The sequence below is a fragment of the Amphritea opalescens genome, assembly GCF_003957515.1.
GTDB lineage: Bacteria > Pseudomonadota > Gammaproteobacteria > Pseudomonadales > Balneatricaceae > Amphritea > Amphritea opalescens.
This window is the reverse complement of sequence record NZ_RQXW01000001.1, coordinates 292,057-306,654: the sequence shown is the minus strand read 5'-3', so window position 1 is coordinate 306,654 and position 14,598 is coordinate 292,057. Positions and strand designations below refer to the sequence as shown.

Annotated in this window: 9 protein-coding genes; 2 read left to right on the top strand and 7 right to left on the bottom strand. The window is 49.4% G+C overall.

Features of this window, described 5'->3' with window-relative positions; all coding sequences use genetic code 11:
- Window positions 1-345: 345 nt before the first annotated feature.
- The 6 genes from EH243_RS01325 to EH243_RS01300 all read right to left on the bottom strand — a co-directional run bounded on the left by EH243_RS01325 (window position 346) and on the right by EH243_RS01300 (window position 4,644).
- Window positions 346-1,092, bottom strand: coding sequence for a phosphate/phosphite/phosphonate ABC transporter substrate-binding protein (locus EH243_RS01325; protein WP_126156827.1), 747 nt, complete (start codon window positions 1,090-1,092; stop codon window positions 346-348).
- A 5-nt stretch (window positions 1,093-1,097) separates the two neighbouring features.
- Entirely contained in the window at window positions 1,098-1,568 is a 471-nt protein-coding gene (locus tag EH243_RS01320; RefSeq protein WP_126156826.1) for a PAS domain-containing protein, read from the bottom strand.
- A gap of 80 nt (window positions 1,569-1,648) precedes the next feature.
- Complete coding sequence (locus EH243_RS01315; RefSeq protein ID WP_019622314.1) at window positions 1,649-2,011, bottom strand: roadblock/LC7 domain-containing protein; 363 nt, start codon at window positions 2,009-2,011, stop codon at window positions 1,649-1,651.
- A 55-nt stretch (window positions 2,012-2,066) separates the two neighbouring features.
- The gene (locus EH243_RS01310; protein ID WP_126156825.1) at window positions 2,067-2,702 is read right to left on the bottom strand and encodes a hypothetical protein; all 636 of its coding nucleotides are present in this window, start codon (window positions 2,700-2,702) and stop codon (window positions 2,067-2,069) included.
- A gap of 83 nt (window positions 2,703-2,785) precedes the next feature.
- On the bottom strand, window positions 2,786-4,153 hold the full coding sequence (locus EH243_RS01305) for a hypothetical protein (RefSeq protein WP_126156824.1): 1,368 nt from the start codon (window positions 4,151-4,153) through the stop codon (window positions 2,786-2,788).
- Window positions 4,154-4,191: 38 nt separating this feature from the next.
- Window positions 4,192-4,644, bottom strand: coding sequence for a hypothetical protein (locus tag EH243_RS01300; RefSeq protein WP_126156823.1), 453 nt, complete (start codon window positions 4,642-4,644; stop codon window positions 4,192-4,194).
- A gap of 425 nt (window positions 4,645-5,069) precedes the next feature.
- Between EH243_RS01300 and acnB the strand changes: the two genes are divergently transcribed.
- Window positions 5,070-7,664 carry a bifunctional aconitate hydratase 2/2-methylisocitrate dehydratase gene (gene acnB, locus EH243_RS01295; protein WP_126157007.1) on the top strand — a complete coding sequence of 865 codons (2,595 nt, stop codon included), beginning with the start codon at window positions 5,070-5,072 and terminating at the stop codon, window positions 7,662-7,664.
- Between the two features lie 424 nt (window positions 7,665-8,088).
- Here acnB and EH243_RS01290 read toward each other — a convergent pair whose 3' ends face one another.
- Window positions 8,089-10,881 carry a bifunctional aconitate hydratase 2/2-methylisocitrate dehydratase gene (locus EH243_RS01290; RefSeq protein ID WP_126156822.1) on the bottom strand — a complete coding sequence of 931 codons (2,793 nt, stop codon included), beginning with the start codon at window positions 10,879-10,881 and terminating at the stop codon, window positions 8,089-8,091.
- 904 nt (window positions 10,882-11,785) lie between these two features.
- Here EH243_RS01290 and acnA point away from each other — a divergent pair.
- Window positions 11,786-14,503, top strand: coding sequence for an aconitate hydratase AcnA (gene acnA / locus EH243_RS01285; protein ID WP_126156821.1), 2,718 nt, complete (start codon window positions 11,786-11,788; stop codon window positions 14,501-14,503).
- Window positions 14,504-14,598 lie beyond the last annotated feature (95 nt).

Below are 14,598 nucleotides of genomic sequence, written 5' to 3'. Positions count from 1 at the left end.
AAGACGGGGCGAGAACAACGGTACAATATTACTTAGCCATCTGTTAACTATTTTCTCTTTATATCGATAGAACAGACGGATGATTGAAGCATCATTATACGCCTTCGTGAGGTATAGCCGTGAACTTTCGATTAACGGCATAGCCGATCATGGTGAGCTGATGCCTAATCTAAAACAGCACTAAGAAAAGTAAAGCAGAGGAAAAACAAGATATTACAGAGAAACGAGGTATTACAGAAACAAGGTATTACAGAGAAGACAACAAGCACAACCTGCCTGATACGAACAGGGTAGCACTCATGGGTAAACTGTCGTTAAAAATACGCCCCAAGCGGGGCGCATTGACTAGTCTATCAGGGTATCGATGAGATCGATCATAAACTCGGTCTGCTCGACATCCATCGGCTCCCAAGAGGAGATACCCATGCTTTCAAGCACACCTTTGCCCTTGGCGTCATCCTGCATGGTTAGCAGCGCGGTCTGCAGTGCCGGAATATGTTCCGCCATCCGAGGTCCCACTAGTAAACTATGGTGCACCACACTGATTTCACTACGCACCAAGACTCGCATACGGGAACGAATCAGTTCAGATAGCTCATCATAGGCATCCTTTAAAAAGAAACCGACATCCGCGTCACCATTTAACAGGTTTTTAGCGCCCACGACATAGCTACTATGCTGCTTGATCTCGACGTTGCTGCTATCTAAATCAGCAGATTCCAACATGATCATCCCCATCGTATGCACGTCAGGATCATCGGTGGTGGCAACGCGACAGCCTTCGACAAGATCTTCAACCGAATGAAAATCAGACTCGGCATTAACCGCAATCACGGTTTCATCAGGCTGACTGGCTGGCCGTGCCACGGCTTGAAACCCCAACTCCCTGACTAACATCGAAGCGTCGTAGGGGTTGGCATAGATGAGATCAAACTTATCCGCGCGAATGTCTTTGCGTTGCGCATCAAAGCTATCATAAAGCTCTAAATGAATGCCGATATCGAGTGTGCGCTGCAACCAGGTATTGAAAAAATACCAACCTGAAATATGGTCAGGCGCAAAATCCGGGCTGACCGAAAGATTGAATGTCATCGTCTTCACTCCTCAGCCAACAGGGTTTTATACAGCGCTTCACTCTCTTCGATCTTACGTCGAGAGGGTTTACGGCGCACAGAGGTGTAACCAACTAACTGGCCATTACGAACATTCGGAATAACCGTGGCTTTCACCCAGTAATATGAGCCATCTTTACAGAGGTTTTTAACATAGCCATGCCACTTTTCACCTCGCCCAATGGTATCCCAGAGGTCTTTAAAAGCGACCGCCGGCATATCAGGGTGACGGAGAATATAGTGGTTAGCGCCGATCAACTCACTTTCACAGTAACCGGACATATCAATAAACGCCTGATTCGCATGGGTAATCACACCCTTCGGATCAGTACGAGACACAATCAACTTGCCATCGGGGTAAGGCACCTCTCGATCAACAACCGTTGCCGTGCGCTTAGTACCATCAAAATAGGTAATCTCGACGGTACCTGTCTCACCAGTATCTTGTTCAGACATACTTCCTGCCTTCTTCACTCAGGCTCCGTTATCATCCTTGATATCGGTTTCATCCATGATTAAGCGCCTAAGATTAACAATTAAAGGATCTTACCGATGGCTTCTGCCGCCCGTTTCACGTCTAGAAAAATCAATCCCAAACGTGCATTTGGCTTCGCCACCACCGTCAGTACTGAATCTTGGTTTGCGTGGGTCATTAAAATATAACCCTCATCCCCTTTCACCAAGACCTGCTCAAGCTCACCACGGGCAAGCTCTTTGGCGGTGCGTTCGCCCAATGACAGCATGGCAGCACTCATCGCACCGACGCGGTCTTCATCCATACTCGATGGCAGCAACGCAGCAATCATCAACCCATCTGTCGAGATGACGGCTGACGCTTCAATATCTGCTGAAGTGCCGTTGAGATCACTCAAAATAGAGGTAAGCATCTCAGAACGCATAGAAAAACTCCTTCCGTAAAGGCTTCCGTTATGGAAGCTTATTAAATTCCAATGATTAATAGTCCAGATAGCGACGCGCTAGGCTCGCTAAAATTTCAGCAAATGCTTGTTGGTTTAGTTTAGGCATATCGGCGATCACCAGCGTAAAGCGCTGATGCCCGATATAAACAACCCAACAACCGACCTGACTCTGCCCCGCGGCATTCATAACACCCCAGGAATCCCCTGCCAGCCCTAGATCGCTAGTCAGAATATGTTTATGCCGCTCCTGCAGTGACAGCAGATCGGCCGCCAGAGCTGCTAAGGTTTCCGACTGCTCAACCGAGTAACCGGCCGATGAAAGACAAAAACCCTGATCATCGGCCAATAACGCCTTACCGCTACTGGATACCTGCTGTAACAGCGCGGGCAGAATGTCCTCAAGCGGCCCCCGCTGAATCTCAGGCGGCGTCTCAGATAGGGCCACAAAACCACGGTCGAGTAACTGTTGAAACAATCCCATCGCTTGCGTTTCATCCAGATCGGCAAGCTCGGCAACCAACTCCAGCGAATAAAGCAGTTCAAAATCGGTCGATAGCAGCTGCAACAACATGGCCCGCGCATCATCCGAGGCCGAGTTTAAGGTTGCAAAGTAGGCTCCGCTTGGGGTAATTGCGATATAACGAATAGAGTCCTGATTATAATCTCCCACCCAAATCTCTCCGACACAGATTAATAATAAAAGCCCTCACCACCGTGATAACAACGGTCTGTGGGCGGCTCTAAAAACAATGATTACTCGAGCGCGCCCAAGGCATAGGCCGCCGTCATAAAGGCAAACACATAACGCTGATGAATTTTCAGCGCTTTAATGACTTCAATCGCCGATAAACGATGTCGCCCCCACAGTTTAGCCATCGTGGCAAGATGGGGAATCGGCAAGAGTCGATCAATATCCACAGACCCGCTCAACTGATAAGGCCGCTGCGGATCAATCATACGGTCCAGCCGGCCCTTTGATGTCCATAACGCCAGCTTCCAGATCAACTCATCTCGGTTGATCACCGTGACACTCGCACGATCAACCTCAAGATCGGGACACACACTTAACGTCAACTCCTGATAACCAAAACGCGTGAGCGCCAGTGGTATCCAAAGGTCGTCACTAAAATCAAACATAAATTGCTGGGGTTCTGGTAGATAGGTTAATGTCCCCGGCAACCCGACCACTTCGACGGGCAAACTACGTGCCTTACCTTCGTTAACCACCTCAAGCAAAATAGCTAACAGTGTGGAATCTTTTTTGAAGAACACTCGACGGCGCTGATCAGGCTCAGCCAAATCAACGTCCGGTGCATTACCGCAGCATTCATAGACCATCTGATAGGTCAGTTTCGGTTTGCTATCCACCGACTGATGATCCGGTGTTTCACCCTCGGCTTTATATTCAATCTCGATATCAGTATCGGAAGCAGACAGCGGTGTGGATTCAGATGCGGATTCAGGTGCAATGTCCGTTGCCGGTGTGATGACCGGATGATCAGCGTTAGCAGAAGCCTCTAAGTTAACAGCTTCAGACGGCGAATCATTACCATCAGCAAGCGCGTGGCGGCTCGATCTGTCATCGGGGTTCAGCTGAAAACGCTGGCGTATATCAGCGACGCTGAGTTCGTGATCGGTACTGCTCGCCTGATAGTCGGCGATCGCCTGACGCTCGGCAGCTAAACGCTTTTGATACGCTTGAAATGCTTTTTCGCCTTCGCTACTGACACTGCGACGCAAGCTCTGCGGCTTATCGGGTTGCTTATCGAGTGGTTTATCGGGCGAAAAGAGATCAAAGGCCTGCTGAATCGCTTGTAACAGCCGCTTGCCCTCAAGGGGTTTACGCAGGGTCACAAATCCGGGGAACTGCTGTTCAGTAGCGGTCACGGCAACGATCGGTCGCAGGCCGCGGTACTGTTCAACCAATGGTTTAACCGCTGGGTGTTCCATATCAAAAACCAACACCTCAGCATGATCGACGGGCACCAGCGTATATAAGTGCTGATGTTGCATAAAAAACAGCTCTATCGCGGTCTTCGATTGCAACTCGAAACCAACAATACTCAGCTGAAGAACGCTGTTGACTGTCCGCTTAGCCAGTTTGATATGAGATACTCCCACGACCGCCCACTCCGTTAAGCCAAAATAGTAAATTCAATTTAATGAAGCGAAAAATCACCGTTGCACAGCACCGACTTCGGCTTATTCAACGACAACAACTGTTGGTTGTCGCCCTGCGCAACACTATCCTTAAACAGCGCAAGGTCAGCTTCACTCAATAGTGATTCACCCTGCTCTAATAACCGCTGCTGTAAAGCCTTACCGCGCCCATCAAGGGTTATCAATAGATCGACTAATGCGCCGACCAACTCATCTGAGTCATGGCATAAGATCGCCAGATAAACCCGCTGCACCTGATGACGAAGATTGTTCGGATTAGCGGCAACAAAACGATTGTAGTGCTGCAACAATATCGACTTATGAGGTCCATCGTAGATCAGCCCTTTACCTTCTAGCGCGATAAAGAGGGTTTCGATATTCAGGGCATTTGGCCCTTCAAGCTCAGCGTTCAGTTCCCAACCGGAAACGGCAGCCCAAATAGGTGAATTCACAAGCCTGTCCTCATACTGCTTAGATGAATCAGCTCCGGCTAAAACGTACAACAGCCGGACTAACCCGATACAAACGATAATGCTAAATGAAACATATTAATAAATGCAGCCATCAAGATCTGATTGACTATTGAGGCATGATACATAAATCAATACCCCTTGACTCAGGATAGCGCGCTAAGCTTGATCTACATCATGAAGTGAAAAATATCGAATCCACTCGCCAATACATCCACTTAGCCCTAGCATAGGCCAGACTAAACAGAAAGTATTAGCTGCAAGAATACCTATAAATCTTAACTATATAGCCGGTTTAGGCTAGAATTTACCCCGCCAATTTAAGATCGACGTCTTCTATGTCGATCGACTGCCAGATCGTCACACAGAAGTACCCTCTGGTAGAGATAACAGATGAGGTGTATATCGTGCTTGAAGCTTATCGTAAACATGTAGAAGAACGCGCCCAAGAAGGCGTGCCAGCCAAACCGCTGGATGCAGATCAAACCGCTGCACTGGTTGAGCTATTGAAGAATCCCCCCGCTGGCGAAGAAGCATTTATCCTAGAACTGTTAGAAAACCGCGTTCCCGCCGGTGTTGACCAAGCCGCTTACGTTAAAGCAGGCTTCTTGGCCGCTATCGCTAAGGGCGAAGCCGAATCCCCACTGATTGACAAAGTTAAAGCCGTTGAACTACTCGGTACGATGCTGGGTGGTTACAATATCCAACCATTGATTGCGGCTCTCGATGAAGAAGCGTTAGCACCGACAGCCGTTAAAGCCCTGTCGCACACGCTGCTGATGTTTGATGCTTTCCATGATGTCAAAGATAAAGCAGATGCCGGCAACACCTTTGCTAAGCAAGTCATGGAATCATGGGCCGCCGGTGAGTGGTTTACCACTAAGCCAGAACTGCCTGAGAAAATCACCGTTACCGTCTTTAAGGTCACCGGCGAAACCAACACCGACGACCTCTCTCCTGCTCCAGATGCCTTTACCCGTCCCGACATTCCACTGCACGCAAATGCCATGCTGAAAATGGAACGTGATGGTATCGAGCCTGTTACACCGGGTAGCGTTGGTCCTCTGAAACAGATCGAAGAGGTTAAAGCTAAAGGCCATCCAGTTGCCTATGTCGGTGATGTTGTGGGTACCGGTTCTTCACGTAAATCAGCCACTAACTCTGTACTCTGGTTCTTCGGCGACGATATTCCACACGTACCCAACAAACGTGCTGGCGGTTACTGCTTCGGTGGCAAGATTGCGCCTATTTTCTTCAACACCATGGAAGATGCTGGCGCCCTGCCGATCGAAATGGATGTTGAAAAAATGAACATGGGCGACGTCGTTGACGTTTACCCATACGAAGGCGTCGCTAAAAACGCTGAAACCGGTGAATTACTGAGTGAATTCAGTCTTAAAACACCGGTTATTCTGGACGAAGTACGTGCCGGTGGCCGTATCCCTCTGATCATCGGTCGCGGTCTGACTGAACGCGCCCGTGAAGCCTTAGGCCTAGGCCCTGTCGATCTATTCCGCAAACCGGAGCAACCTGTCGATACCGGCAAAGGTTTCTCACTGGCGCAGAAAATGGTGGGTAAAGCCTGCGGCGTTGATGGCGTCCGTCCTGGCACCTACTGCGAACCTAAGATGACCACGGTTGGCTCTCAGGATACCACCGGTCCGATGACCCGTGACGAATTGAAAGACTTAGCTTGTTTGGGCTTCTCTGCTGACCTAACCATGCAGTCATTCTGTCACACGGCGGCTTATCCTAAGCCCATTGACGTTCAGACCCACCACACCCTACCTGATTTCATCATGAACCGTGGCGGTGTTTCACTGCGCCCTGGTGACGGTGTTATTCACTCTTGGCTGAACCGTATGCTGCTGCCCGATACTGTCGGTACCGGTGGTGACTCCCACACCCGTTTCCCTATCGGTATCTCTTTCCCCGCGGGTTCTGGTCTGGTTGCCTTTGCGGCGGCCACCGGTGTTATGCCTTTGGATATGCCGGAGTCTGTCTTGGTTCGCTTTAAGGGCACCACACTACAGCCGGGTATTACCCTGCGTGACTTGGTTAACGCCATCCCTTACTACGCCATCAAGCAGGGTCTGCTGACCGTTGCTAAAGCCGGTAAGAAAAACATCTTCTCCGGTCGTATTCTTGAAATTGAAGGTCTGCCAGATCTGAAAGTTGAGCAGGCGTTCGAACTGTCTGACTCTGCCGCAGAACGTTCCGCGGCGGCTTGTTCTATCAAGCTCGGCGAAGCACCGATCAAAGAATACCTCAACTCTAACATCACCATGTTGAAGTGGATGATCTCTGAAGGTTACGGCGATCCGCGTACCATCGAGCGTCGTATCAAAGGTATGCAAGAGTGGCTAGCTAACCCAACACTGATGGAAGCCGATGCCGATGCTGAGTATGCAGCGGTCATTGAAATCAATCTAGATGACGTTAAAGAGCCTATCCTGGCCTGCCCTAACGATCCTGATGACGTTAAGCTGCTGTCTGATGTTGCTGGCACACATATCGATGAAGTCTTCCTCGGTTCCTGCATGACTAACATCGGCCACTTCCGTGCTGCGGGTAAACTGCTGGAAGCATCTGGCGCAACCATCCCAACCCGTATGTGGATTGCACCGCCTACCAAAATGGATGCTGCTCAGCTGACTGAGGAAGGCTACTACAACATCTTCGGTAGAGCCGGCGCACGTATCGAGATGCCTGGTTGCTCCCTCTGTATGGGTAACCAAGCGCGTGTAGGCGATAACACAACCGTGGTATCAACCTCTACCCGTAACTTCCCGAACCGTTTGGGTAATGGCGCTAACGTCTACCTCTCTTCTGCTGAACTGGCAGCGGTAGCCGCACTGCTTGGTAAGATCCCATCGGTTGACGAATATATGGAATACGCGACTAAGATCGACAGCATGGCGGCTGATGTTTATCGCTATCTGAACTTCGATCAAATCGACTCCTATATCGATAAAGCGTCAAACGTTATCGTCACGGCTTAACCGTTAAATCGCCTATTGATAGCATGCTGTTCACTTAAGCATGTGAATGATAAAAAGGCCTGATAAAAATCCGATGTTGATATCAACATCGGATTTTTTTTGCCCCTGATTGCCGATAGAGATGGCGCAGATAGTTAGCGGAAAGTTAGCAGAAAGTTCTGAAGTAAAAACTGAGCTAAAAACCTTCTGACATCACTTGTAGCAGAGAGATAGCGCGCTAAAGCCGTTCGCCAGTTTATATCGATGAAGGTCATCCTGATGGATGGAACACAATCGATATCTGCCACAAAACGACGTGCTGTACGTTTGGCGAAAAGCGCGGCTAATGAGACCTTAATCGGCAGGAATCAGCACGAAAAGCCAACCCGCAGACATAAAAAAGCCCTGAAGAATCAGGGCTTTTCTGTTAGCACCTTATCAATAATTAGATACGTGCGGCAGGGATAGTATGCGCGACACTCAAGTCGTGAGTCGGCGGCGTGAAAGTAGTCAGATCGATACCTTCAACCGCTTCTTTGTACTCTTCCAGTGTTGGGAAGCGACCTAGGACACAAGACAGCACAACCATTGGGGTAGAACCCAACAGCGACTCACCTTTCTTCCCTTCGGCATCTTCAACAACACGGCCTTGGAACAGGCGGGTAGAGGTAGCCAGCACGGTGTCACCCGGCTCTGCTTTTTCTTGGTTACCCATACACAGGTTACATCCAGGACGTTCCAGGTACATGATATTTTCGTACTTGGTACGTGCTGCTTCTTTTGGATGCGCATCAGAGAATTCGAAGCCAGCGAATTTCTCCAGCAGCGCCCAATCACCTTCGGCTTTCAGTTCGTCAACGATGTTGTAAGTCGGTGGCGCAACAACCAATGGCGCTTTAAAGGTAACAGGACCTTTCTTCTCTAGGTTACGCAGCATTGCAGCGATGATCTGCATATCGCCTTTGTGAACCATACAAGAACCAACGAAGCCTAGATCAACCTTACGGCCATCGTAGTATGACGCAGGACGAATCACATCGTGGGTGTAACGCTTAGAAACGTCTTCGTTGTTAACGTCTGGGTCAGCAATCATTGGCTCATTGATAACGTCTAGATCAACAACAAGCTCAGCGTAATACTTAGCGTTGTCATCCGGAGCCAGAGCTGGCGCTTCGCCGGATTTCACTTCAGCGATACGCTTGTCTGCCAGGTCAATCAGACCTTGCAGCATAGCCGCTTCGTTATCCATACCTTTATCGATCATGATCTGGATACGGGACTTAGCCAGTTCCAGAGACTGGATCAGCGTGTCGTCAGTAGAGATACAGATAGAAGCTTTCGCTTTCATTTCTGCAGTCCAGTCAGTGAAAGTAAAGGCTTGGTCAGCCAACAGCGTACCGATCTGTACTTCAATAACACGACCCTGGAATACGTTTTCACCACCAAACGTCTTCAGCATTTGTGCTTGAGTCGCATGTACGATGTCACGGAAATCCATGTGAGGCTGCATCTTACCTTTGAAGGTAACCTTGACAGACTCAGGGATTGGCATAGCCGCTTCACCTGTTGCCAGTGCGATCGCAACCGTACCGGAGTCAGCACCGAACGCCACACCCTTAGACATACGGGTGTGAGAGTCACCACCGATGATAATTGCGCGGTCGTCAACGGTAATGTCATTCAATACTTTGTGAATAACGTCAGTCATTGAAAGGTAAACATGTTTCGGGTCACGTGCGGTGATAACGCCAAACGCGTTCATGAACGCCATCAGCTTAGGCGTGTTTGCCTTCGCTTTGTTATCCCATACAGAGGCAGTGTGACAACCGGATTGGAAAGCACCATCAACGCTAGTAGAGATAGTAGAAGCTGCCATCGCTTCCAGTTCCTGACAGGTCATAGGACCAGTCGTATCCTGAGAACCGACGATATTTACTTTAACGCGAACATCAGAGCCTGTGTGCAAAGGCGTCTTAGAGGCAACACCTACTGCGTTGCGGTTGAAGATCTTCTCAACAGCGGTCAGGCCTTGACCTTCGTTAGAGATCTCTTTAGATGGCGCGTAAACAGCAGGCGCTTCAACACCCAAGGTTTCAGCAGCGAACGTTTGCAGCTTCTTACCGAAGGTGACCGCGTAAGAACCGCCAGCTTTCATGAATTCCACTTTTTGTGGTGTGAAAGCATCAGAGATATCAACCAGTTCCTCATCGCCGTTGTACAACTTCTTAGCTTTAGTATCGATCGTCAGAACGGTACCTGTCGCGACTGAGTAGGCTTGTTCCAGTACTGGATCGCCGCTTTCGTTACGAACAACTTCGCCATTCGCGTCGGTTTTCTTAACCCAGTTTTTCAGATCAAGACCGATACCACCGGTTACACCAACCGTTGTCAGGAAGATAGGCGCGATACCGTTAGTACCTGCAACGACCGGACGGTTGTTGATGAATGGGATGTATGGAGAGGTTTTTTCACCCGCCCACAGTGCCACGTTGTTAACACCTGACATACGGGAAGAGCCAACACCCATGGTGCCTTTTTCAGCGATCAGCATCACTTTAGCATCAGGGTTTTGCTTGCCCATCTCAGCGATTTCCTGCTGAGCTTCTGGCGAGATCATGCACAGGCCGTGTAGTTCACGGTCAGCACGGGAGTGCGATTGATTACCCGGAGAGAGTAAATCTGTAGAGATATCACCTTCAGCAGCAATATAGGTAATGACTTTAATCTTCTCTGGGATGTCATCTAACTTGGTGAAGAATTCAGCTTTGGAGTAACTTTCCAGAAGCTCTTTAGCGATGGCGTTGCCCGCTTTGAAAGCGTCAGCCAGACGAGCATAGTCTGCGTCATACAGGAATACCTGAGACTTCAGAACTTCACCCGCAGCAGCCGCCTGAGCATCGTCAGACAGCGCGATATCCAGCAGTACTTCAACAGAAGGACCGCCTTTCATGTGAGATAGTTGCTCAAGTGCAAATTCAGGAGAGATCTCTGCAACAGTTTCTTTACCCAGAGCGATGTCTTTCAGAAAAGCCGCTTTAACAACAGCCGCTGGCGTAGTACCCGGTAGCGTGTTGTAGATGAAGAAGTTCAAAGATTCTTCGCGATGCTCATTACCAACGTCTTTAATCTGGGCAATGATTTCAGAAAGTAGCTCAGCGCTATCAATCGGTTTAGGATGCAGGCCAAGGTCGTTTTTACGAATCTCTATTTCTTCTAGGTAGTCAGAGTAGTAACTCATAGCGTCAGGCGTCTCGTCTCAGTTAATTCTAATTATGAATCGGCGACAGATTATAAGGAAAGTTATAAACAGCTCAATAAAAACAATTTAAATTAAGCCTATAGTCGATATAAATAAAATAAATAATAGCAAAATTAACGTGTTTCAGATGGTATACATTGGTGGTAGGCATCCATGTTTATTTTGCAAATATGGCAGGCCTTCTTTAACTAAGTACATCAATCCATTAGGCGGATACTTAATTTTCAGAGTTGGCCAGAGTGGTTCAATCGCCTTACATTATACAGCGATTTAACGGGCTTTTTCTACGGTGTTTGCATCAATCACTCAGACAGCATCAATCATGGCTAGATTCTGGCCCACTTCAGAAGAACTCGAACCGTCGAAACCATCGGGCACGGCTAGGGTGAGTATCTCTGTAGCAACCAACAGACAATTAATAGGCACTAACCCATCACTCAGGCAGAGAAAGTTGCACGATCGACCTGCACCCAGCCTCCCCCGCACTCGCTTGAACTGATCAGGGCACGAGATCGCTCGCTACCTAGCGTTGAGTCAGCCGATGCCCCTTTATTCATTCAACTCAGCAGCCCCGTCATTTCGCATAGCGCAAAGGAACTAAGCCTTAACACATTCCCAAAACAGGCGGCGGACACTAGCCAATAGTCTTAGATTGTATGTAATTAAGACAAAATAACGGCCAATAATCTTGCTTTAAGCTACTTATCCTCTAGAATTGTCGACAATTCTAATAAAGTAACCATTGATACAGCAGGTAATAGCGGTTCGTTTGACGACTGAATATATGACCCATAAGAAGATCGAGTCGCTCCAACAATGATCGGCGGCTCGTGCCAAACAGGTTATAGGTTCATCAATGTCCCATCTGCGTGAGGTATAAAATATGACAAGTCCTATCGATTTTGATCCATCCCGTTCCATTAAAACACTTCCCGGAACGGCGCATAGCTACCATAGCCTTCCAGATACCGCTGAACGATTTGGTATAAACCTTGATGATCTGCCCTTTTCTCTTCGCCCTATCCTAGAAGGTATCGCGCGAAATGTGGGCCAAAACGGCGTCACCGCTGAGCAGGTTCAGGCGCTAGGAAGCTGGACAGAAGCTCAAGGCAAAAAGCCGATCGAAATCCCTTTTACGGCCGGTCGCGTGCTGATGCATGATCTGAGTGGCACACCCGCCATTGTGGATTTTGCTGCGATGCGTTCAGCCGTTCAACGCATGGGCATGGACCCCGCGATCATTGAACCTCTAGTCCGCGCAGATCTTGTAATCGATCATACGGTAACAATGGACAATACCGGCAGCCCTGCTTCTCTCAGAATCAATGGAGAGCTGGAGGCCGCCAGAAACGTAGAACGTTATGCCTTTCTTAAATGGGGTGCGCAGGCATTCGACACCATCAGAATTATTCCCCCACAAACCGGCATTGTGCATCAGGTTAACCTAGAGTATCTGGCACAGGGCTACCTCAACATCAAAGGACTGATGGCACCGGATACACTCATTGGTATGGATAGCCATACGCCAATGGCGAACGCCTTAGGTATTGTGGGCTGGGGCGTTGGCGGCATTGAAGCCGGAGCATCGATGCTTGGCCAACCGATGCAGATGCTGGCACCCGAAGTGGTGGGCGTTGAACTCACCGGCGCATTAAGAGAAGGCGTCACGGCGACGGACTTGGTGCTGACGATCACTGAAATGTTGCGAAACTATCCGGGCGGTGTTGTAGGCAAGTTTGTTGAATACATTGGTGAAGGCTGTGCCAACCTCTCCCTGCCTGACCGTGCAACCGTCGCCAACATGTCGCCTGAATATGGCGCCACTATGGGATTCTTCCCATTTGATGAAGTCTCTGCCGAGTATCTGAGAGCAACAGGTCGTGATGGCGATCTGCCACTGGCTTTTTATAAAGCACAAAACATGACTTGGACACCAGGCCAGTCCCTACCTTGCTACACAGATCTTCTTCAGCTGGATCTCTCCACGGTTGAGACATCGGTGGCCGGTCCTAAAAGACCTCAAGACAGACTACCGCTGGCTGAGCTTGGCAATGTTTTCAGACAAGCGGCGGCCGAAGGCGATCGCAAACCTGAAGTGGTTAACGTGACGCCGATGAAAGCAGACGACGCCGGTATTTACGTCCCCTTACCTCAACGGGCGTTAAAAGACGGCGATATTGTGATTGCCGCGATTACCTCCTGCACCAATACATCGAATCCGGGCTTATTGATTGCGGCGGGTTTGCTTGCCAAGAAAGCTAATGAGCTTGGAATGACAGTCCCAGATGGCGTTAAAACATCCTTGGCACCGGGGTCACCGGTTGCAACCGACTTTTTAACCAAGGCGGGACTACAACAGCACTTGGATGCACTGGGCTTTAATACCGCCGGTTATGGCTGTACAACCTGCGTGGGCAATTCTGGCCCTCTGGCACCGAGTATTGAAAAAGCATTGCAGGACCACGATATTATCGCCGCCTCTGTTTTATCCGGTAACCGGAACTTTGAAGGCCGCGTACATCCAGATGTTGATACCAACTTCCTGATGTCACCACCGCTGGTGGTTGCCATGGCCATTGCGGGCAACGTCAATATCGATGTGAGTACTCAGCCCATCGGTCAGGATGCAAAAGGAAACGATGTTTTCCTTAAAGATATCTGGCCGAGCAACGCCGAAATCACTCAGACCATGCATGCATGCATGGACCCGAAAGCCTTCAGAGAAACCTATGAGAACTCTCTCGACGGTCCTGATACATGGCAGAAATTGGCATCGCCGACCGGCCCCGTTTATGACTGGGATCCCGATTCAACCTACATCCAAGAAATCTCTTTCTTTGATGGTTTCTCAGTGGAGCCACCCGAGGACGCGTTAAACAATATCTCTGGGGCGCGCATGCTGGTGATGTGTGATGACAATACAACCACCGACCATATTTCACCGGTGAGCCGTATACGTCCCGACTCCCCTCCTGGCGAGTACCTGATCTCACAAGGTGTTGCCGAGAGCGACCTGACATCACTCGGCGCACGCCGAGGCAACCACCACGTGATGCTACGCAGTATTTTTGGTAATGGTAAAGCTAGAAACCTGATGCTACCTGGCACCACTGGCGCGGTCACTAGCTACCACCCGTCTGAAGGTGAACCCGCACAAATGTCGATTTACGATGCTGCTGCGCGTTACCGTGAAGAAGGCACTCCTACTCTGGTGTTTGGCGGCAAACTCTATGGCACAGGATCGTCACGGGATTGGGCCGCTAAAGGGCCTGCTTTGCTGGGCGTTAAGGCGATTATTGCTGAAAGCTTTGAACGGATACATAAATCCAATCTAGTCGGCATGGGTGTTTTACCACTGCAACTGCCGCAAGGGGTCACGCGCGCCTCTCTCAATCTGGATGGCTCAGAAACCTTTGATTTGAAGGGTATCAATACACTAGAACCGAGGGGCTCTGTGGCGCTGACGATTCGCCGTGCGGATGGATCATCGCAGACAATAGAACTGCTTTCCCGTGTAGATACCTCATCGGAACTGGATCAAATACGTCATAAAGGCATCTTGCCGATGGTGTTACGGGACATTATCGCCGCGAACACCTAACCGGTTGACCGAACTCAACGGCCGACCAATACAGAGAGACGATGATTAGCGTTGAAAGGCTGGCATCGTCGCTCTGTTTAAAGTTAGACGTTAAA

Excerpts from the sequence above, each read along its gene's own strand:
- EH243_RS01290 (WP_126156822.1), bottom strand. The coding sequence starts at position 10,881 with ATGAGTTACTACTCTGACTACCTAGAAGAAATAGAGATTCGTAAAAAC.
- EH243_RS01315 (WP_019622314.1), bottom strand. The coding sequence starts at position 2,011 with ATGCGTTCTGAGATGCTTACCTCTATTTTGAGTGATCTCAACGGCACT.
- acnA (WP_126156821.1), top strand. The coding sequence starts at position 11,786 with ATGACAAGTCCTATCGATTTTGATCCATCCCGTTCCATTAAAACACTT.
- EH243_RS01325 (WP_126156827.1), bottom strand. The coding sequence starts at position 1,092 with ATGACATTCAATCTTTCGGTCAGCCCGGATTTTGCGCCTGACCATATT.
- EH243_RS01320 (WP_126156826.1), bottom strand. The coding sequence starts at position 1,568 with ATGTCTGAACAAGATACTGGTGAGACAGGTACCGTCGAGATTACCTAT.